16 protein-coding genes, 2 tRNA genes and 2 pseudogenes are annotated in these 20,521 nt (G+C 45.5%); 8 read left to right on the top strand and 12 right to left on the bottom strand.

The window, feature by feature from the left end; all coding sequences use genetic code 11:
* Position 1: 1 nt before the first annotated feature.
* Positions 2–1,510 carry a sulfatase-like hydrolase/transferase gene (locus AC0VYA_RS17495; RefSeq protein WP_475489117.1) on the bottom strand — a complete coding sequence of 503 codons (1,509 nt, stop codon included), beginning with the start codon at positions 1,508–1,510 and terminating at the stop codon, positions 2–4.
* Between the two features lie 214 nt (positions 1,511–1,724).
* Here AC0VYA_RS17495 and AC0VYA_RS17500 point away from each other — a divergent pair, with 214 nt between their 5' ends.
* Entirely contained in the window at positions 1,725–3,923 is a 2,199-nt protein-coding gene (locus tag AC0VYA_RS17500) for a glycoside hydrolase family 3 C-terminal domain-containing protein (protein ID WP_475489118.1), read from the top strand.
* A 55-nt stretch (positions 3,924–3,978) separates the two neighbouring features.
* Here the strand turns inward: AC0VYA_RS17500 and hmpA are convergent, their stop codons facing one another.
* From hmpA to AC0VYA_RS17515, 3 genes are all read right to left on the bottom strand, one after another.
* Entirely contained in the window at positions 3,979–5,169 is a 1,191-nt protein-coding gene (gene hmpA, locus AC0VYA_RS17505; protein WP_475489119.1) for an NO-inducible flavohemoprotein, read from the bottom strand.
* A 95-nt stretch (positions 5,170–5,264) separates the two neighbouring features.
* Positions 5,265–6,533 (bottom strand): NnrS family protein, encoded by a 1,269-nt coding sequence (locus tag AC0VYA_RS17510; protein ID WP_475489120.1) that lies wholly within the window; start codon positions 6,531–6,533, stop codon positions 5,265–5,267.
* Positions 6,534–6,848 carry a hypothetical protein gene (locus AC0VYA_RS17515; RefSeq protein ID WP_475489121.1) on the bottom strand — a complete coding sequence of 105 codons (315 nt, stop codon included), beginning with the start codon at positions 6,846–6,848 and terminating at the stop codon, positions 6,534–6,536.
* Between the two features lie 249 nt (positions 6,849–7,097).
* Here AC0VYA_RS17515 and norR point away from each other — a divergent pair, with 249 nt between their 5' ends.
* On the top strand, positions 7,098–8,687 hold the full coding sequence (gene norR, locus AC0VYA_RS17520) for a nitric oxide reductase transcriptional regulator NorR (protein WP_475489122.1): 1,590 nt from the start codon (positions 7,098–7,100) through the stop codon (positions 8,685–8,687).
* Positions 8,688–8,744: 57 nt separating this feature from the next.
* Here the strand turns inward: norR and AC0VYA_RS17525 are convergent, their stop codons facing one another.
* On the bottom strand, positions 8,745–9,710 hold the full coding sequence (locus AC0VYA_RS17525) for an MBL fold metallo-hydrolase (RefSeq protein WP_011576206.1): 966 nt from the start codon (positions 9,708–9,710) through the stop codon (positions 8,745–8,747).
* Positions 9,711–10,149: 439 nt separating this feature from the next.
* Between AC0VYA_RS17525 and AC0VYA_RS17530 the strand changes: the two are divergent.
* Both AC0VYA_RS17530 and AC0VYA_RS17535 read left to right on the top strand, forming a co-directional pair.
* Positions 10,150–10,746 (top strand): annotated as a pseudogene (locus tag AC0VYA_RS17530) (PAS domain-containing protein); the annotation flags it as partial.
* Positions 10,747–11,001: 255 nt separating this feature from the next.
* Positions 11,002–11,334 (top strand): annotated as a pseudogene (locus AC0VYA_RS17535) (methyl-accepting chemotaxis protein); the annotation flags it as partial.
* 41 nt (positions 11,335–11,375) lie between these two features.
* On the opposite strand, the gene cynS reads toward AC0VYA_RS17535, so the two are convergent.
* From cynS to orn, 6 genes are all read right to left on the bottom strand, one after another.
* Positions 11,376–11,822 carry a cyanase gene (gene cynS / locus AC0VYA_RS17540; protein ID WP_011576208.1) on the bottom strand — a complete coding sequence of 149 codons (447 nt, stop codon included), beginning with the start codon at positions 11,820–11,822 and terminating at the stop codon, positions 11,376–11,378.
* A gap of 70 nt (positions 11,823–11,892) precedes the next feature.
* On the bottom strand, positions 11,893–13,635 hold the full coding sequence (locus AC0VYA_RS17545) for a bifunctional protein-serine/threonine kinase/phosphatase (RefSeq protein ID WP_475489123.1): 1,743 nt from the start codon (positions 13,633–13,635) through the stop codon (positions 11,893–11,895).
* Entirely contained in the window at positions 13,622–14,488 is an 867-nt protein-coding gene (locus tag AC0VYA_RS17550; RefSeq protein WP_011576210.1) for a formate/nitrite transporter family protein, read from the bottom strand. The genes AC0VYA_RS17545 and AC0VYA_RS17550 overlap by 14 nt, the downstream gene beginning before the upstream one ends.
* 655 nt (positions 14,489–15,143) lie before the next feature.
* Positions 15,144–15,218 (bottom strand) — tRNA-Gly (locus tag AC0VYA_RS17555).
* 145 nt (positions 15,219–15,363) lie between these two features.
* Positions 15,364–15,438, bottom strand: a tRNA-Gly gene (locus tag AC0VYA_RS17560).
* A 173-nt stretch (positions 15,439–15,611) separates the two neighbouring features.
* Positions 15,612–16,157, bottom strand: coding sequence for an oligoribonuclease (orn, locus tag AC0VYA_RS17565; RefSeq protein WP_006994305.1), 546 nt, complete (start codon positions 16,155–16,157; stop codon positions 15,612–15,614).
* Positions 16,158–16,269: 112 nt separating this feature from the next.
* On the opposite strand from orn, the gene rsgA reads away from it, so the two are divergent.
* The 4 genes from rsgA to AC0VYA_RS17585 all read left to right on the top strand — a co-directional run bounded on the left by rsgA (position 16,270) and on the right by AC0VYA_RS17585 (position 19,923).
* Complete coding sequence (gene rsgA / locus AC0VYA_RS17570) at positions 16,270–17,298, top strand: small ribosomal subunit biogenesis GTPase RsgA (RefSeq protein WP_475489124.1); 1,029 nt, start codon at positions 16,270–16,272, stop codon at positions 17,296–17,298.
* A 160-nt stretch (positions 17,299–17,458) separates the two neighbouring features.
* On the top strand, positions 17,459–18,319 hold the full coding sequence (gene asd, locus AC0VYA_RS17575) for an archaetidylserine decarboxylase (RefSeq protein ID WP_475489125.1): 861 nt from the start codon (positions 17,459–17,461) through the stop codon (positions 18,317–18,319).
* Positions 18,320–18,321: 2 nt separating this feature from the next.
* Complete coding sequence (locus tag AC0VYA_RS17580; protein WP_011576214.1) at positions 18,322–19,188, top strand: DMT family transporter; 867 nt, start codon at positions 18,322–18,324, stop codon at positions 19,186–19,188.
* Between the two features lie 9 nt (positions 19,189–19,197).
* Positions 19,198–19,923, top strand: coding sequence for a glycerophosphodiester phosphodiesterase (locus tag AC0VYA_RS17585; protein ID WP_475489126.1), 726 nt, complete (start codon positions 19,198–19,200; stop codon positions 19,921–19,923).
* Between the two features lie 65 nt (positions 19,924–19,988).
* Here the strand turns inward: AC0VYA_RS17585 and AC0VYA_RS17590 are convergent, their stop codons facing one another.
* Positions 19,989–20,399, bottom strand: coding sequence for a MerC domain-containing protein (locus AC0VYA_RS17590; RefSeq protein WP_011576216.1), 411 nt, complete (start codon positions 20,397–20,399; stop codon positions 19,989–19,991).
* Positions 20,400–20,521 lie beyond the last annotated feature (122 nt).

Consider the following 20,521-nt stretch of genomic DNA (forward strand, 5'->3'; position numbering starts at 1 on the left):
GCTAGTGCTTGTCCTGTAAGGTGGGTTGACGGAAGTTGTCCATACGAGTCATCGCTGCGCCTTCGTATTCACGCTTTAGCTGCCAAAGTGGGCGTTCTAGTGAGAGCTCCCACGTAAATAGTCGCCGATATAAATCCTTCACGATCTCAGGGTTGGTTGCAGAAAGATCATGACGTTCAGAAATATCCTGACTCAGATCGTAAAGCTCTGCCGGACGGTCAGGGAAACGCAGTAGCTTCCAATTTCCGTGACGAATCGCGCCTCGGTTTTCTTTCTTCCAATACAAGGTCTGATGTGGAGGTATCGTGATTTCACCGCGCACATAAGGGAGTAAATTAGTGCCGTCTATATCGGCTACCGCACTTTTTTTACCGCCCGCTGCCGCGTAAAAGCTGGGTAGCAAATCTAGAGTACTGATAGGTTCGTGATAGGTATTAGGCCCAATATTGCCTGCTGGCCAGCGCATCAAAAAGGGAACGCGAATGCCCCCTTCAAGATGGTTGGCTTTGGTGCCACTTAGCGGGGTATTGTCGGAAGCATTCGTGTCAGAGGGACCGCCGTTATCGTTGGTAAACACCAGCAAGGTATTTTCGCTCAATCCCAATTCATCAAGACTAGCCAGCACTTTGCCGATTTCGCGATCCATCGACAACGTCATTGCAGCAACTTGTTGACGCTTTCCGCTTAACTGGGGGAATTGAGCAAGATCTTCTTTGTTGGCATCCATAGGTGTATGCACCGCATTGAATGACAAGAATAAGAAAAACGGCTCCCTCTGGTTTTGCTTAATAAATTCAATCGCCTCATCTGCCAACGCTTGGGTTAAGTAATGGGGTGATTCTTTATAATGAGCAAAACCTCTCTCCAAACGATCCTCAGGGTAAGAAACTGGGTTATTTGGCCCAAATTCAAAGTAGCTGCGTGCTCCGCCTCGAAAGCCATAAAAATGCTCGAACCCACGCTTTGTAGGGTGGAATTTATCAGCATTACCTTGATGCCACTTGCCAATCAACGCGGTCGAATAGCCCAAGTGAGTCAAGTAATCGCCGATGGTGCGCTGGTTTAAAGGCAACCCCATGTCATCCCCTGTTAGGCCCGAATCACTCATGTAACCTGGTACATTGTTCTCCTCAAAACCAAACCGTTGTTGGTATTTACCTGTTAGTATGCCAGCCCTTGATGGCCCACACACTGCTGCGCTAACGTAAGCCTGAGTAAACACCGTGCTTTGGACGGCTAATTTGTCCAAATTTGGTGTACGGATTTGGCTGCTACCTTGAAAGCCAAAATCCCCGTATCCTGCATCATCAGACAGAATCAGAACGATGTTCGGTGCATCCTTATTGCTGCCTCTAGGATTTGGGTTAGTACTTTCCAACCTATTACCATCCCCAGCCGCCTCGGCATTCACATCGAGCAACAATAATAAAAGGATGCTAATTATGACAGTGCCCCCTTGTCTACTCCTCAGCCTAAAGCTGCGCATATTAATTTGATGACTGAATACCATTCGCTGTTGGCTCCCTTCTCTATTTTGACAATTCTTACTTTGTGTGACGGTCTTTAATTTGATTAACCACGAATTTGTCTTTCTATAACAACCATATTGATTATCATTTTGTTAACAGTATACAATAAACCTTAACTATGTTTACATTGCAAAACAAATTTTTTCAGGTTGAATATTTCTGTTTCCCCTTACTTACATAAGCAAAGGATTGATCATGCTTAAAACGCTTCTTGTTTCAGTACTAATGTTCACTTGCCACTTGGTAGGTGCTGCACAGATAAACCATGTAAAACAACAGATATGGTTTAACCCCGAACTTAGTTTTGAAACGCGCGCCCAGGCGCTCGTTAACGCAATGACAATAGATGAAAAAATAGCTCAATTGTCACATTCCACTCCAGCGATACCGCGCTTAGAGGTGCCTCAATACAATTGGTGGAATGAAGCGCTGCATGGTATCGCTCGTAACGGCAAGGCAACTATCTTCCCTCAAGCTATTGGGCTCGGGGCCACCTTTGATCCTGAATTAGCACAAGAAGTAGCTAATGCGATATCGGACGAAGCGCGGGCCAAGTACGCCATAGCTCAGTCGATAGGCAATCAAGGGCAATATGCCGGGCTAACATTTTGGACACCAAACGTGAACATTTTTCGCGATCCTCGCTGGGGACGCGGTCAAGAAACTTACGGTGAAGATCCCTTCTTAACCTCACAAATGGGCACTGCGTTCGTAAAAGGTCTGCAAGGGGACGACCCCAAATATTTGAAGTCTGCCGGTGTAGCCAAACACTTCGCAGTGCATTCAGGACCGGAGTCTTTGCGCCATCAATTTGATGTTGAGCCTAGCAAAAAGGATTTGTACGAGACCTATTTACCCGCTTTTGAAGCGCTAGTGACCCAAGCAAAAGTCGCAGGTGTGATGTGTGCGTACAATGGGGTGTATGGTCAGCCATCCTGTGCAAGTGAGTTCTTGCTGGGGGAAATGTTAAAGAAAAAGTGGCAATTTAATGGCTATGTTGTGTCAGATTGCGGCGCATTGCACGACTTTCATAGCGGACACAAAGTCACCCATAATGGCGTTGAGTCAGCGGCACTCGCATTGCGCGCGGGGGTCGATTTAAATTGCGGTTTTACCTATGAAAAATCCCTGAAAGCTGCATTTGAAGAGGGCCTTATTACCCAATCATTAATTGACCAGCGTCTGAAAAACTTGCTTATGATCCGCTTTCGTTTAGGTTTATTCGACCCCAGTGAGTTAAACCCGCATAATGCCCTAGGGCAAGAAGTCATTCACAGCCCTGAACATATTGAGCTAGCGCGTAAAGTGGCGGCAAAATCGATTGTTTTATTAAAAAATGAAAAACAGGTATTACCCCTGTCAAAAGATATTAAAGTGCCTTATGTCACCGGCCCATTTGCGGCTTCCTCCGATATGTTGATGGGCAACTATTACGGTATCTCAGATAGCTTGGTAACTGTTCTTGAAGGCATTGCAGGAAAAGTATCGTTAGGCTCGTCACTGAATTACCGCGCAGGCGCTTTGCCTTTTCACAGTAACATTAACCCCCTTAATTGGGCGCCAGAAGTAGCTAAAACAGCCGATGCTGTGATTGCTGTAGTAGGCATATCTGCCGATATGGAGGGCGAAGAAGTTGACGCAATAGCCTCTGCCGATCGAGGAGATAGGGTTGCTATCACCTTGCCCCAAAATCAAGTCGATTATGTAAAGCAACTTGCGGAAAACAAAAAAGGTCCGTTGATATTGGTTGTTGCTGCAGGAAGCCCAGTGGATATAAGCGAATTAGACCCATTGGCGGATGCCATACTATGGATATGGTATCCAGGTGAGCAAGGTGGCAATGCGGTGGCAGATGTGATTTTTGGAGATACTAACCCATCAGGTCATTTGCCACTCACCTTCGTAAAAACAATTGATGATCTCCCTCCCTTTGATGATTATGCAATGACAGGCAGAACCTATAAATTCCTTAAAAAATTGCCTCTGTATCCATTCGGCTTTGGCTTGTCTTACAGTCAATTTAAGTTTGGTAAGCTCAGTTTATCGAAGCGCGCTCCTCAAGAAGGGGAAAATATAAACATCAGTGTTGAAGTTAAAAACAGCACAGCCCTAGATGGTGAAACGGTAGTGCAAGTGTATCTTTCCCCTCAGGTACCGTTGAAAAATGAAGCGATAACAAATTTAAAAGCGTTTAAGCGCGTCCACATTGGCGCACATGAGAAGCGCTTAATTGAATTTACTATTGAAGGAAAAAATCTTTACAGAGTTAACGATGCCGGTGAAAATGTTTGGCCCAGCGGTGCATACACCTTGGCCGTTGGCGATTCATTGCCAAGCAAGCGCAGCATCGAGTTAGGGGCAGCGCCTCATGGCTCTCAACAAATACACTTTTAAGATGCAGCAGGCTTCAGGGATGACGAAGTACTCACACTGCTGCCTGCCGTTTAAACTATAGGTCTCTATGTGGACCAAATACTTCGTAGTGGATCTGTGCATCTTTAACACCCAACTCGAGCAATTGTTTTTTGACAAATGCCATAAAGCCAGTGGGGCCGCAAACATAAAAATGACCGCTACTGATAGGCAAATCATCCCCAAGGGGCGCTAGTGACATTAAGCCAGTAGTGACGCTGTCAGCCTTAGGTGCTTGGCTTGCATACCAAGTATGCGTGCTAAGTTGTGGTGTATTTTTTTCAAGTTCAGCAACTCGCTTGATGAAGGAGTGTTGCTCTGGGTTTTCACACGCATGCAAAAAATGTATTGGCGTCGTTGGGTGGCTCTCAACTGTCGCTTCCAGCATCGACATCATCGGCGTTAAGCCTACGCCTGCTGAAATAAGTACAGTAGGCAAATGTTGGTTCTTCTGAAAAAAGTCGCCTGCTGGTGGCAATATATCAATCACGTCACCTTGCTCAACAGAGTCATGCAAATGATTTGAAACTAAACCCTTAACTTCCCCCTGCTCCCGCTTAACACTGATACGGTATGTTTCACCATTAGGTTTGTCTGATAACGAGTACTGACGCATTTCACAGAACTCAACGTGTTTCGGTTGTACTTTGACCCCCAAATATTGACCAGGTTTATAACCTACAACAGGTTTGCCATCCACCGGCGATAATACAAAACTAGTGACCAACGCCGATTCCGGCGTTTTGCTTAGCACTGTAAATTGTCGCGTTCCTAACCAGCCTCCGTGCGCTTTTTCAGTTAGGTTATACAAATCTTCTTCCCGGTTGATAAATATTCCTGCCAACGCGCCGTAAGCCTCAACCCAAGCTTGCTCTACATCAGGGGTAAAGGCTTCAGGGGCTAATTCCCGCAGCGTTTCGATAAGGTGGTGGCCCACAATATCGTAGTGCTCAGGTTGAATAAAAAAGCTGGTGTGTTTGTGTGCCACCCGCTCAACAACCTCACCTAACGCGCTCAAGTTATCGATATTTTTTGCGTAAGCGGCGATCGCATTAAATAATGCAAATTGCTGACGGCCATTGGCCTGATTCGCCATATTGAATATGTTTTTCAGCTCAGGATTTAAACGGAACATACGTTGATAAAAATGATCGGTAATGGCTACGCCCGCGGACTCCAAAAGGGGAATGGTACTTTTAACAGTGGCGATAGTTTGAGCGGATAACATATAAAACCTCTTGCTGTGAATGATGTTGATGTGAGTAGAAACAATAAAATATGGTGGTCACTAAACGTCGTTGTATACCGGTTTAGATAGCCTTTTTAGCCTGGTTTTCCATCGACTCTGGCCTTGGTTAACACGGGCCAGTAATACACAAAAAACAGAATAAAGGCTGTTGACCAGAGCCATGCACTAAGTTGCCAAAAAAGGAGTACCTGCTCGCTAAGCGATGCGAATACACGTACGAAACCTGCGACTAAAAGTAAAGCAAATGCAGCACTTATACCGCGGGATACGACTAACGCCCTCCCTGTATGTCCCAGTGACACTCGCGACATCATGCTTAAGATCATGGCCGAAATAGCGCTGATACTGATTAAGTGCAAGCTGTCTTTTAAGGGTAAGCAGGAAGTCAGTAAACTTATCCCCACCAGAGACAAGCCGATAGCCATGGCAAGGTATGCAAAGTGCAGTGACCATAACAATGAGACCGCCCAAACGCCCTGGGCAAACCATTGTCCCAAGCGCCAAAGATGTCCGACACCAAGTACAATCAAAACGATTGCAGTAAGGGTAGAAACAGGAGTAAAAAATTGAATGATAAAAAGTGCAACCGCCAGCAGAGAAAAAACCAGCAGCACTAAATCGAACCTAGGGTGTTTTACCTGCGCGCGGTTTAAGGCTCTGGCAGTGAAAAAAGGGATCACTCGACCACCAATAACCGTGATTAACACACAGAATAAGAGCACCGCACTTTGTACCAACTGCGACGCCATTACATAGGCCTGCTCATTCACGAGCGCAAAAAAGATGAGGTTCAGGCTAAACAGACCGCCCAATAAGGCGATGAGTTTGTAATTAGAGGTATTTCTTGCTTTAATAACCTGATAACTGAAGCATCCAATCACACCCAACCACCATAGTAATTGGCTGCATATGAAAAGGCCTAGGCCCCACGGCGCGGTGCTGGATAACCCACTTATACGTGCGACTATCCACAGTCCACTTAGCATGATTAGCCATACACCATGAGCACTGCGAAGCCCTGTCCAGGTTTGCACAGCTGTCAGCAGAAAGCCTACGGCAATCATTGCGGCAAAACCAAATATCATCTCATGGGCATGCCATAAAGAAGGTGGCAATACGAAAGAATGTGGCCAATGCCCGCTAAACCATAATGCCCATACTACCAAGGCAATGACAGCCCAAAGCGCCCCTAGCAAGAAGAATGGCCGAAAGGCGAGTGACCATACAGCGGCCTGAGGCAACCCCAGTGCGGTTTCTTTTTTGCTCAAGGGCTCAGCGGGTTGGGCAAATTGGATGGCTGATTGACTCGATGCGCGCTTCTTCGATGCTGCTGTTTTCGTCATCTAGAGCACCCGCTTATGTTGTTCATATTGCGCGATACACCGCACCACGTAAGCGACTTTCAGCACGCTAGCGCTGACAATGATCATAAGATGGCTTGCCACCTGAATTGGCATTGAAAAAAAGTGCGATAAGGGGTAACTCACCGCGATACATACCATGAGCAATGCCAGAGACACCGATAAGGTTATATTCGCAAACATGAACAATGCGCCAAAGCGCTTGGATACACTCTCGTTATTGACAACGTCCATGTAACAAGTGGCTATGTCGGTCATTTGGGTATTAGTCATGTCATTTGCGATAACGTTATTCATCAGTGCCCCCAGAGTGCGCTGCTCAAAACCTGTTTTGGTCCTGCGTCAGCAGAGATACACTTTAGATAGCACCTTTAATGCCAATTAATAACTACAATATTATCAATCACTTAAATATCAACCCTGTCATAAAGAGTCATATCGACTCAGTAAATAGTGAGTCATAGCGACTCGAAAAAGTCTTTATGACTTGATGCATTTAATGGCATTATTGTCATATGCACATCAGCATTGCCCAGTGGAGCCCCTATGATGGAACTTAATTCAACGCTTCTGTTAGAAGTGGCATTAGATCTCGCCAACAGCATCACCAATGAAGATAGGTTCGACAGATTGCTATCCTCGATTAGAAAAGCAATTAATTGCGATGCAGTTGTATTGTTGGTCTACCAAGGCGAACAACTTAAACCATTGGCAATACAAGGGCTGGCAACCGATACTCTTGGGCGGCGTTTTAACCTCAGCGATCACCCTCGCCTTTCGCTCATTTGCTCAGGAAGTCAGCCGGTGCGCTTTGCATCAGATTCTCCATTACCTGATCCTTACGATGGCTTGTTGCTCGCAAAAGAAGGCGACTTACCCGTGCATTCGTGTATGGGTTTGCCCTTGTATAGCGACAATCAACTGATGGGCGTCGTGACCCTTGATAGTCTCAGCCCTGAAGCCTTTTCAGAAATTCCCGAACGTACATTGCAGCTAATCACTGCGCTGTCAGCCGCCACATTGAAAACGGCTATGCAACTGAGTGGGTTGGAACAGCGCGCACAACAAGCACACGATTTAGTGCAAGAACTTACGAACGAAGCACTAACACGAGATGGTGGTGAGTTGATCGGCAATAGTCCTAGTATGCTCGCCCTTAAAAGTGATATTCAGTTGGTCGCGGGCTCTGACTACACGGTGCTGATATTGGGCAAAACAGGCGTGGGTAAAGAATTGGTTGCCCGAACATTGCATCAACGTTCTAATCGAGGAACCCAGCCTTTGGTGCACGTTAACTGTGCCTCGATTCCGGAAACCTTGGCGGAAAGTGAATTGTTTGGTCACGGAAAAGGCGCGTTCAGCGGTGCCGAAAAAGAGCGCGCCGGCAAATTCCAACTAGCCGATGGAGGCACGATATTTTTAGATGAAATTGGTGAATTGCCCTTAAGCGTGCAAAGTAAATTATTACGCGTGTTGCAAAGTGGCGAGATTCAGCCTGTGGGAAAGGATCAAGTATCAACAGTCAACGTACGCGTAGTAGCCGCGACTAACCGAGACTTAGCACAAGAAGTTAAAACTGGGCGTTTTAGAGCTGATCTTTATCATCGCCTCTCCGTGTACCCTATCAACGTGCCGGAACTAAAAGAGCGCGGAGATGACGTATTGTTACTCGCAGGTTATTTCTTAGAAGTGACCGCTCGCAAGCTAGGTATTCGCCAACTAAAAATCCCAAACGACGTACAACAGGCCCTAATTGCCTATTCTTGGCCTGGCAATGTAAGGGAATTAGAACACGTCATCAGTCGTGCCTCTTTGAAGGCAACGCGCAGTAAGAATCAACACAACATTATCTCACTTAGCACAGAAGATTTAGACTTTGAGCGTGGAATGCCGCCAAATATCAACCTGAATCAACCAATCCAAGAGAGGGAGGTATTAGGCAGTGGCGAAGCACAGAGTCTTAAAACAATGACGGAAGCTTTTCAAGCTCAGATGATCAGCCGCGCTTTGAGTGAGCATCAAGGCAATTGGACGTTGGCCGCCAAACAATTAGAGATGGACAGGGCCAACCTTGCACGATTGGCAAAGCGGCTCGGCGTACACGTACAGAAAAACGTGAACAATCAAGCATTTTGATCATGTGTTTTAATTAGCCAGCCTTGATTACGAACGTTCACCAAGGCTGGCACATAACTAATGTAAGCGGCGATAATTCGCAGGTACCCATTCAAAACCGCTTTTCGTTTCACGCACATGACCCAATCCCGGGAATTGCAAATGCGCCCCCGCCATCAGCGCTTTACTCTTAGCAACGAGAGAAAAAATCCGTTCACGCTGTTTTTTAGCCTGCTCAGGAGCTGAGTCGAAATCAATGGTGACCTCTGGATGTGGGAATTGTACTGCCCCTGCATGAATAAGATCGCCAATAACCCACATTTCCTCACCATCATTTTGCACAAGATAAGATGTGTGCCCTGGCGTGTGACCGTGAGTCGCATCAGTCTTAATCCCTTTTACAATTTGCTCGCTAGCGTCAAATGCACTGATCTTATTGGCTTTCACGTAAGGATTTAAAGACGCCATCGCGCCTTGGAAAAAACCTTTATTCGCCTCTGGCGCCTTACTCATTTCCTTATCGCTTAACCAAAAATCAATGTCCCGTTGGTTCGCATGAACCGTAGCATTGGGAAACACTCGCTGACCGTCTTTTGATAAACCACCAACGTGGTCAGGATGTAAGTGAGTGATCAATATGTGATCAACATCGCTCGGGGAGTATCCCGCTGCACCTAGGCTTTTTGTAATGTTTCCCAATGTGGGGCCAAACAAGTTACCCGCACCTGCATCGATGAGTACAAGTTCATCACCCGTATCAATCAAATAACCGTTGACTGAGGTTTCCGTTGGTACGGATAAAAATGCCGCTTCTAATTGTTGCTTTGTCGTATTGCTGTCTTGATGCAGTAATGCATCCATAGGCAAATCAACGGTGCCATCATTAAGGGCGATAATATCGAACTGACCAAGCTGAGTGCGATAGAAACCTGGGGCAAATTTATCAACCGAATTTTGTTGTGCAACTGCTTGATTAAAAGCACTAAAAGGTAATAGCAAGCCAGAGGCTAAAACTAGATAACGGATAAATTTCATAACTTTCATGATGTATACATCCTGCACTTGATGAGTTTTTTACACATTATCACCTTTATTTCTGCTCTAGAAGAGGGAGATCTGGTGTATTAGTGAGCCAACTCCGTGGCAAACCCTCTGAAATGAGCCTTCTATAAGTATAAAAACTGCACAAACCTTGGAAAGTAGTGAAAATAACCAAAATCGGTTTACCTCCCCATTTTAACTGCATTTAGGTGAAATACACGCGCTAAAAGTAGGCGTATTAATATACTATAACATTTAGCATCACCAGTAGTGATGGGTAAGTATTTTTCCATATTATTTAATGATGTAATAGAGGTTGGTGACTATGTTTTTTTCCCGTTCAACAGCAAAAGCAGACACTCCCATTCCAGAGAGTTTCGAATCTTGTTTTATCCATTCTTTGGAGCGCCATTGCGCCACAATTTCGTTTAATACAAATGGCATGATCCTAGATGCAAATTCGCTTTTTTTAAGCACGGTTGGGTATTCTTTAGCCGAAATTAAAGGGCAACATCACCGCATGTTTTGTAGTGCGATGGAATCTGGTTCGCCTGAGTATCGCTCGTTTTGGGCAAATCTTGCACAAGGGGAAAGTGCAAGCGGCACATTTTTACGCAAGCGTAAGGACGGCGCAGATATATGGCTTGAAGCCACGTATTTCCCAGTCGAACAAAACGGGAAAATAGTACGTATTGTCAAAATAGCCAATGACATCACGGTTGAAAAAGAGCACTTAAATAGTCAGACCGCTATTTTTGAAGCCCTCAACCGCTCCAGTGCCTTAATTGAGTTCACGCCACAAGGCGAGATCATCAGCGCGAATGAAAACTTTATTCACACCATGGGCTACGCAAGTGCAAAAGACATTGTAGGTAAACATCACCGCATGTTTTGTACAGAAGACTTCTACCAAGAAAATCCCAACTTTTGGCGCGAACTAGAACAAGGTACATTTAAAGGTGGGCAGTTTAATCGCCTCACTCGAGATGGCAGCACTATATGGCTAGAAGCCACTTACAACCCTGTGTTGAATGCGCAAGGTCAAGTCATCAAGGTTGTTAAGATTGCATCCGACATCACTTCTCGCATTCAAAAGCAACTGGCGACACAGGAAGCCGCAGAGATAGCCTACAGCACATCCATGCAGACCGCTAAGATATCCAAAGATGGCGCAGTGATCTTGCAACGCACAGTTGACACATCGAATGCCATCGTAACCAGTACATTGACTTCCACTGATTTAATTGAGCAATTAAATAAACGCTCAGAGGAAATATCAAAAATAGTAACGACCATTAGTTCAATCGCTGATCAAACCAACCTACTCGCTCTTAATGCGGCTATCGAAGCAGCTAGAGCAGGCGAATACGGTAGAGGTTTTGCGGTGGTGGCAGATGAAGTACGCACGCTGGCAGCGCGCACTGTGAGTTCAACTGCAGGTATTGAGCAACTGGTAACAAACAACAGTGCCCTGACTCAAAAAGCGAAAGACAGCATCGGCGACATTCATCAGCAGTCTTTGCAAAGTGCCAAGCAAGTTGAAGAAGCAGCGACGATCATCGAAGAAGTGCTAACAGGGGCGAAATACGTCAGTGAAACAGTAGATCAGCTACGAAGTGAAAGCTAAGTAAGCGCCCTGGGTGTTATGCACCCAAGGCGCTGCTTCATTTAGTAAGATTTATAGGGCAAGAATTTACCTGACAAGCCAATGCTGACTCTGTCACCAGCGCTATTTTCTTCTCGCTGAATGTCCATTGAGAAATCAATTGCACTCATAATGCCATCGCCGAATTCTTCGTGGATCAGGGATTTAATGGTCGAACCATATACGTTGATCATCTCATATAGCCGATAAAGCAACGGATCACTAGGCACCGCCTCCGTGAAAGTGCCTTTGTAAGGCACTACCTGTAACCACGCCTCAGCGTTTTCGTCTAAATCAAATAACTTGGCCACGACCCCGGCTTGCTCTGAATTAAATGTCATTTGCCCTAAGCACCCTGCGGTGGTCCATTCTTTTGACTGACCCACGGCTTCTGCGACGTCTTGCCACGTAATACCTTTTTGTACTTTTGCGACCAATATGGCTTGGGTAACTTGCTCTCTGCTTTGCATTGTTTCTCTCCTAAATAAGAATCTAACTTGTTTCTTAACTTGTTTCTTAAGTTGTTGGTTAAGTTATAAATTACTGTAAATATAGATAAATGAAGTAAAGGTTACTGATAAGTAACGCACATGCCGTACCTTGCCAAAATGCCACCGGGTTTCGCTGAATAATGGGCGGCTTCGATTGGCGCACAAAATCGGCATTGGGGCGACGTAAGTCGTGTATAAACTCTGAAAGCTCGGCATACCGCTTGAAAGGGTCCACTTTTAACGCTTTAGCGAGCGTTGCATCCAACCACGCCGGTACCGGGCTGTTTTCGTCACGCACAGACTGATAAATAAGGCGGTTTTGCTGTGCTCGGGTACGAGTTTTGGCGACATGAGTAGCATAAGGAAAGCGCCCACTTAACATGTGATACGCCAATACTGCCAACGAAAAAATATCTGAACGTGATGTCCCTACGTCACCCAAAAAATATTCAGGCGCCATGTAAAGTGCGGTGCCAAGTAGTTCACTGTTACCACAACCTTGACCGACTTCTTGCAAGCCTGCGACGGTGGTTGAGCCAAAGTCGATAATTTTCACCGTGCCTTTTCTGTCGATCATGATATTTTCAGGTCGAATATCTTGATGCAGCATGTCCAGACGATGAAATGCCTGTAGCCCTTTGGCCACCTGCTCAATAATGCCTCTCACGACTTCTAAATCAGGTTTAGGGTTGTCCGTTAACCACTGGCTCAGAGACTGACCCTCAACATATTCAGCGACGCAGTAAATATACTGCTTGGGGTGTTCTGCAGGAGGTACGTGCAACACATGTGCGTTATGAATACGCCTGCCTATCCACTCTTCAAGGCAAAAGCGTTCTAAGTACTCATCGCTATCGGACAAATCGACAGAGGGTGTTTTTAAGACCCACTGCTTATGCGTTCTCTCGTCTTCAACTAAATACACGTGACTACGAGCAGACACATGCAATAAACGCACTACTCTATAGCCATCCAACTGCTCACCGACATGTAGTACAGGCGGTAAGGGCAAGGCGAGCATGCCTTCGGTTATTGGCTTGTCTTGGGTTTGGCTTAATTCACTAATATAGGCGAGCTGCAAAGAAAGGTTGTCGTCACTGCCCTTATCGAGCGCGGTTTGAACCAGAGCGCCTGCTAACGCATTAATTGACTCTGGATCAGTTAGCGTTTGAATTGATGCAAGAGAGGCTAATAAATCTTGTGGGGGAAGAAACTCATGCACCCCGTCAGTACAGAGAATGAATACATCTTCTTGGCAAAGTGCCACACTCGTATAATCGATGTCTAACTGGCTATGCATGCCCAGTGCTCGACTCAAATAGCTTTGCCCTTGAGCAGCATACTGGCGGTGGTCATTCGACAGTTGTTCCAGCACACCGTTACGTAATAAGTAGACGCGGGCATCCCCCACGTGAAAAATGTGCGCCGTACGCTCTTTAAAGATGATGGCACTGAAGGTGCAAACATAGCCCTTCTCTATATCGTAGCGAAATTCGCTTTGCTTGGTGTAACCGTGCAGCCAAGCGTTAATCGATTGCAAGACCCGCTTAGCAGACGTTTCAACAGACCAAGCTTCAGAGGTTGCATAGTAGTCTTGTAAAAAACTGTTCACTGCGGCTTTACTCGCCACTTGACTAACGCTGCTGCTACCGATGCCATCGGCCATGGCTAATACTTGGCCTTTTAATCGACCTTGGGCATCGTTCGCACTGTGACTACCACAGTAATCTTGATTAACAGATTTAAGGCCAGCAATAGACTGCTGGCCGACTGTTAACTTAGCGAGATGCATGCTCAGCGACTGAGCTTGCAGCTACGTCAGAGCGTTTGCTATAAGGCAAATCACGTTTTTTACCGGTACGCACGTGCGTGCTATACAAGGTTAATCCAGTAAAGGCTAAACCACCGACTAAGTTACCAAGGGCCGTTGGAATTTCATTCCATACTAGGTAATCCATCACCGAGAAATCGCCACCTAAGATGATGCTGAAAGGGAATAAGAACATGTTAACCACGGAATGCTCAAAGCCCATAAAGAAGAACAAGAAGATAGGCATCCACATGGCGATAACTTTACCGCTTACGTGAGTTGAGATCATTGCACCCACCACGCCTAATGACACCATCCAGTTACACAGCATACCGCGAATGAAAATAGTGAACCAACCAGCAGTACCAAACTCAGCGTAACCTAAGGTACGCGCTTCGCCGATTGATGCGACTTTCTTACCAATAGCACCTGGGTCAGTGTTAAAACCATACGTAAAAATAAACGCCATCATGATAGCAACGGTTAACGCACCGCAGAAATTACCGATAAAGACTAATCCCCAGTTGCGCAATACACCTTGAATGGTGACGCCGGGCCGTTTATCGAGCAGTGCCAATGGCGTCAAGACAAATACACCTGTTAGTAAGTCAAAGCCCATAAGATAAAGCATACAAAAACCCACCGGGAACAAGATTGCACCGATCAAAAACACCCCTGTTTGTACCGCGATAGTGATGGCAAATACTGCTGCCAATGCCAATATAGCGCCTGCCATGTAAGCACGAATGAGGGTATCTCGTGTTGACATGAATATCTTTGCTTCCCCTGCGTCTACCATTTTGGTGGCAAACTCTGATGGTAATAAATAAGCCATTTTGAACCCCGTTTAAGTGTATGTGTTTAGCCAGTGATTAAAATGGTTCGGGTATTTCGTTAATTTTGACCTTTCAAACAAACAAAAAAAAACGGCGTCAGTCTTTCCACTAAAAAGTAGAAACACTAGACGCCGTCGTCAGAATTAATTTGTTTGAGAGGGCAAAATCACCCGAACTCGCTAAGCTCTTTACAAATCTTATGCCAAAATAATAAATACAATACTTTCAGTGATTTATCTCGTCTACCTTAAACCTAGATGATTCACTATGGTGCACAAATAACGCGCATGAGACAGCCAGCGCTACATTTTGGCGCACTACATTTTGACGGACTTTGTTTTGGAGTACAGATTATTGACGCGCTATTTATGTGTGCACAGGTTTTCAGTGAAATTGATAATATACAGAGCACAAAAAAGGCCCTGGAGGAATCTTAGGTTTGAATAACCGCGTTGCGGTCGACGCTCGATCGTGGCCTCAACTTTGGAAAGGTTAAGCTATGCAGAACGTTGAGATATTTCTTGAAATTGAAGCGATAACCGCGTTACGGGAAACGAGACTCATATCAGCTAACCGCTTTGCGGTCGACGCTCGATCGTGACCTCAACCTTGGAAAGGTTAAGCCATACAGAACGTTGAGATATTTCTTAAATTTGGAGCGGGAAACGAGATTCGAACTCGCGACCCCAACCTTGGCAAGGTTGTGCTCTACCACTGAGCTATTCCCGCATACTGATGTTGTGCTTGGTATGTATTTTTGACTTTATCACTTACAAATTTGGAGCGCTAACCGCGTTACGGCAACCGCGTAGTCGTGACCCTTGGGGTCGCATACTAAGTAACAATTGTCCGTTACTTCTAACACGTTCAAATTTGGAGCGGGAAACGAGATTCGAACTCGCGACCCCAACCTTGGCAAGGTTGTGCTCTACCACTGAGCTATTCCCGCATCGCATCATGATTTGTGACAAAATCATCCGCTGTCATCAACAGCGGGTGCGCATTTTACAAAAACTAGCGTGGGACGCAAGCCCTAAATTGCATTTATACGAAATTGTTTAGCTTGAGTGCTCAGTTTATCGGCATTACGCTGAAGAAAAGCGCAAAGCGGGTATTTTCACTTTAAATATTGAATATGTGTTGACGATAAAACACGAGCTCTGCAATCGACTCGCGAATGTCATCTAGTGCTAAATGCACGCCTTTCTTGCTGAAACCTTCTAGTACTTCTGGTTTCCAGCGCTTAACTAATTCTTTTAGGGTGCTTACATCAATATTGCGATAGTGGAAGTAGTCTTCAAGCTCCGGCATATACTTCACCATAAAGCGGCGGTCTTGACCTATGGTATTACCGCATAATGGCGAAGCCCCCTTAGGCACGTATTTTTCGAGAAAGCGGATGGTCTCGGCCACTGCGGTCTGCTCGTCTACCGTACTTTTACGGCAGCGCTCGGTTAATCCCGATTTGCCGTGGGTGTCGATACACCATTGGTTCATGTTGTTGAGCACGTCGTCAGATTGGTGGATCGCAAGTACCGGCCCTTCAGCCAATATATTTAAGTTGGCGTCCGTCACGATAGTGGCTATTTCCAGCACCACATCTACTTCAGGATGCAATCCCGTCATTTCCATATCAATCCAAACAAGGTTTTGTGCATCCACCGCCATGGTTTCTCCTAAAATCGCGCTAAATTAAGTTGTTGTACGGAATTGCTATAATTCCGATCGAGCTAACGTTACCATAATACTAGATATTAGAAGCAAATGCAGATATTCACCTGTGGCGAAAAAACCAAAACTTACCCATAAACAACGTCGACAAGTCTCACATAATCGCACAAAGCGGTTAGCTGAGCCGGCAACCACCCCCACCGACGATCAATTAGAAGATCAGCAATCCGGTCGAGTGACCGGCCGTTTCGGTAAGCATGCCGACGTGGAAGACAAGGACGGCAATATTCATCGCTGTCACATCCGCCGCACCGTGCTAAGTGTAGTGTGTGGCGACGATGTGCTATTTCGCCCAGGCAAAGACGGCACTGAAAGCATCAGTGGCGTAATTGAAATAGTGCAAGACCGTAAATCGGTGCTCACGCGCCCCGATTTTTACGACGGCGTAAAACCCGTGGCCGCCAACATTGATCAAATCATAATCGTGAGTTCGGTCATACCGGCCCTGTCTTTAAACATTATCGATCGCTACTTAGTGGCCTCAGAAGACGTTGGAATAGAACCCGTTATCTTGCTCAACAAAGTAGAATTGTTAAGTGCAGCTGAACGTGAACATGTTGAAGAACAATTACAAATTTATCGAAATATTGGCTACCGCGTGGTGTACACAAGTTGTAAAACCCGCACGGGGATCAGCGATCTCGCTCTGTGTTTGAAAGACAAGGTTAGTGTATTTGTCGGTCAATCAGGTGTAGGTAAATCAAGCTTGGTCAACGAATTACTACCTGAAGCCGAAGAGATTACTAATGAAGTATCGGATAACTCTGGCTTAGGCCAGCACACCACGACCACAGCCAAATTACTGCACTTCCCACAAGGCGGTGATTTGATTGATTCACCTGGTGTGCGCGAATTTGCTTTGTGGCACATGCCCATGGAGCGCCTGACCTGGGGCTTTAAAGAATTTAGAGATTACATAGGTGGGTGTAAATTCCGCGATTGCACGCATGCTGACGACCCAGGTTGTATCATTCGAGCGGCTGCAGAAAAAGGCGATATCAGCATGTTACGCTATGAGAGCTACCACAAAATACTGTCAAATTTAGATGAGCAGCGTCCTTCGCACAGTAAGGTATAACAATACGGTGAGGATTCTGGCGACGTACGACAAAGGCGTCAAAATTTCTCACCATTATTAACTAGCATATAGCAGTTCGTGCTTATCATCCTTCCCACTCAATAAATTATTGCTGTACAATCGTTGGCGGTAAAAAACTTTTCGTTTTAGGATTCTCATTTTGTTCGATTCGATAAAAATTGCATTGCAATACATTACACCTAAGCATCTGATTTCACGCTTAGTAGGTAAACTCGCCGCCGCTAAAGCGGGTGGCTTAACCACCGGGTTAATTAAGCTATTTATTAAACAATATAAGGTGAACATGGCCGAAGCAGAGCGTGAAAACCCCGCTGATTACGCTTCGTTCAATGAGTTTTTCACCCGCGCTTTAAAAGATGACGCCCGCGTTATTTGCCCTAACGAGCAAGACCTAGCGATGCCAGTAGATGGCGCGGTAAGTCAGTTAGGCGACATCAAGCACGACAGTATATTTCAAGCAAAAGGCCATGATTACAGCCTAACGACTTTGTTAGGCGGTAAACCTGAATTAGCGACTGCTTTCAAAAACGGTAAATTTGCCACTGTGTATTTATCGCCGAAAGATTATCACCGCATTCATATGCCCATGGACGGCCAGCTAACTGACATGGTGTATGTGCCTGGTGAACTTTTTTCTGTTAGCCCGTTAACCGCTGAGCGCGTACCAGGTTTATTCGCCCGTAATGAACGCGTCGTGGCTATTTTTGATACCCCTAAAGGCAAGATGGCCATGGTGTTGGTGGGAGCCACCATTGTTGCCAGCATTGAAACCGTTTGGGCAGGCACAGTGTCACCACCGGTAGGCAAGAATGTTGTTCATTGGCAGTACCCAAGCGAAGGTGAAGACGCTATTTTTCTTAAAAAAGGTGACGAGTTAGGTCGCTTCAAATTAGGTTCAACCATAGTGGCGTGTTTTGAGCCTGACATGGTGGAGTTCGCAGATTATAGCGCTGGAGATGACACTCGCCTCGGTGATGTTTTCGCTACTCTGACTCAATAGTCGTGGACCCGGTTAAAAAGAGCCTGTGGTCTCTACACCTCACTGTTATCTTGTTGGGGGCAACGGCACTTTTCTCAAAAGTGATCCCCCTGTCAGCGACTGATATCACCTTCGGTCGCTCCATAATTGCTTGCGTCGTGTTATTTTCGTTAGTCAAAATGACTGGCGGTAAGCTGTCCCTTGCCCGTAAAAAAGATTACTTCATCGGCATTGGTTTGGGAATTTTGATGGCTGCCCATTGGGTTAGCTATTTTGCTGCTATGCAGTATTCGAGTGTGTCTGTTGGCATGATAGCTTTATTCACGTTCCCTGTTATAACGGTTTTAATTGAGCCCTTCTTCGAGGGTATTCGCCTAGTTTGGCAAGATATATTAAGCGCGCTAGTAGTGTTTATTGGCATATTTTTGATTGTGCCTGAGGTGTCTTTAGAGAACGATGTCACGTTAGGTATTTTGGTTGGTATCTTGTCAGCCGTGCTGTATGCCTTTCGCAATTTATGTCACAGGAAATACTTTTCTCACTACAGTGGTTCGCTGGCTATGGCGTACCAAACCTTAGTGATCTTCTTTTGTCTAAGCTTTTTTATTACTCCAGAATTGTTAAACGCGAGCGGCCAAACGTATATTTATTTGGCATTGTTAGGTACGTTTTTTACTGCTGTACCTCACGCACTAATTGCCACCAGCTTACAGCATTTACGCGCAAAGACCTTCTCATTGGTCGCGTGTATGCAGCCCCTGTACGGCGTGATCTTGGCCATATTAGTGCTCGACGAGCAACCCAACTGGCAAACTTATGTGGGCGGATTATTGGTGATATCTGCTGCTTTGTACGAAACTGTTAACACTCAGAAATTACACAAGAAATAGGTCGATTCTATGCTTGTTTTTGCTCATCGCGGGGCCAGCGCCGATGCCCCCGAAAACACCTTGCTTGCTATCAACAAAGCACTTGAACAGGGCTGCGATGGTATTGAGATAGACGTTCATCAACATGGCGATAGGCTGTTATTAATCCATGACCATTGGTTGCATCGCACGACCAGTGGCACAGGCCAGCTTAGTGAGCATAGTTTTGAAGCTCTGCAGCAGCTTGATGCAGGATTAGGCGAGCGCATCCCGACTCTTTGGCAAGCCATGGCGCTAATTGCGGGGCGCTGCATACTGAACATCGAAATAAAAGGCGTAAGCGATGTTCAGCTGGTTTTGGACAATATTGAAAAAGCCATACATGAACTTAATTTCACGTTAGATCATTTCATTGTTTCATCTTTTGATCATCATTTACTGCGCAGTATTAAACAGCATAAGCCTGATTTAAAGATTGGTGCATTGACCGCAAGTAAACCTATCGATTATGCAGGTTTTGCGCAAGCTCTAGGGGCATATTCGATCAATGCTGATGTTGCCTTCGTGGACGAGGCATTCGTATTGGACGCCAAACGCAGAGGCTTGAAATTTTTTGTGTATACGGTTGATCAACCAGTAGATTTAGCGCAACTAGTAAGCTGGGACGTAGATGGTGTGTTTAGTAACGGTCCAGGTAAAGCAAAAATGTTCATTACCGATTTAGTCACACTTGGTGGGAGTTTCGCTAAGTCATAACAGGGCGTTACATTGACTTAGCGGTTTATATTAACGCTGCACTCATTGCCGCGTTAAAGAAGATATCAGTCAGTGGAGCAACTGCTTTCAGACTCGCAGCTATGACAGCTTTGACATAATTTTAGATTCACCACATGAGCACCAACAATCAACATTGCGCCAATGGCAATGGTAAATGGCTCATAGGTTTCGCCAAACATGTCTTTATTCCAATAAATAATCCCGCCAAGCATTAAACTATACAAAGGGTAAATTTGGCGGTGATAACGATAGAATCCAGACAATAACGCCCAAAATCCTACGATCATAGACAAAGACAAAATAGTACGCTCAAACCAATCTTGCGCAAAAAAGCTCGCGCCGATCAAAGGCAGCAAAGGGATAAGAATAGGCAAGGCCAAACAATGCACCGCACATAGACTAGAGGCCCATATGCCTAGTCTGTCTAATAGCGATTTGTTTTCTGTTGCTTGCATTTCTGGTCAATCCTCAATAAGTTGAACGTTATAATATAACATCAATGAGATTATGCAAAACATTTTCAAGCTGATTTGCAATAAATATTGATCAAAATTGCACTAGCTTATGCTGATTTTTG

The sequence above is a fragment of the Paraglaciecola sp. QJM3NY_14 genome, assembly GCF_056173245.1.

What these genes read in the sequence shown, in the direction of transcription:
- AC0VYA_RS17550 (WP_011576210.1), bottom strand. Translation starts at nt 14,488, where the DNA reads ATGGCTTATTTATTACCATCAGAGTTTGCCACCAAAATGGTAGACGCA.
- AC0VYA_RS17510 (WP_475489120.1), bottom strand. Translation starts at nt 6,533, where the DNA reads ATGACGAAAACAGCAGCATCGAAGAAGCGCGCATCGAGTCAATCAGCC.
- norR (WP_475489122.1), top strand. Translation starts at nt 7,098, where the DNA reads ATGATGGAACTTAATTCAACGCTTCTGTTAGAAGTGGCATTAGATCTC.
- AC0VYA_RS17500 (WP_475489118.1), top strand. Translation starts at nt 1,725, where the DNA reads ATGCTTAAAACGCTTCTTGTTTCAGTACTAATGTTCACTTGCCACTTG.
- AC0VYA_RS17545 (WP_475489123.1), bottom strand. Translation starts at nt 13,635, where the DNA reads ATGCATCTCGCTAAGTTAACAGTCGGCCAGCAGTCTATTGCTGGCCTT.
- hmpA (WP_475489119.1), bottom strand. Translation starts at nt 5,169, where the DNA reads ATGTTATCCGCTCAAACTATCGCCACTGTTAAAAGTACCATTCCCCTT.
- AC0VYA_RS17515 (WP_475489121.1), bottom strand. Translation starts at nt 6,848, where the DNA reads ATGAATAACGTTATCGCAAATGACATGACTAATACCCAAATGACCGAC.
- orn (WP_006994305.1), bottom strand. Translation starts at nt 16,157, where the DNA reads ATGGCGGTGGATGCACAAAACCTTGTTTGGATTGATATGGAAATGACG.
- AC0VYA_RS17585 (WP_475489126.1), top strand. Translation starts at nt 19,198, where the DNA reads ATGCTTGTTTTTGCTCATCGCGGGGCCAGCGCCGATGCCCCCGAAAAC.
- AC0VYA_RS17495 (WP_475489117.1), bottom strand. Translation starts at nt 1,510, where the DNA reads ATGGTATTCAGTCATCAAATTAATATGCGCAGCTTTAGGCTGAGGAGT.
- AC0VYA_RS17590 (WP_011576216.1), bottom strand. Translation starts at nt 20,399, where the DNA reads ATGCAAGCAACAGAAAACAAATCGCTATTAGACAGACTAGGCATATGG.
- cynS (WP_011576208.1), bottom strand. Translation starts at nt 11,822, where the DNA reads ATGCAAAGCAGAGAGCAAGTTACCCAAGCCATATTGGTCGCAAAAGTA.
- AC0VYA_RS17525 (WP_011576206.1), bottom strand. Translation starts at nt 9,710, where the DNA reads ATGAAAGTTATGAAATTTATCCGTTATCTAGTTTTAGCCTCTGGCTTG.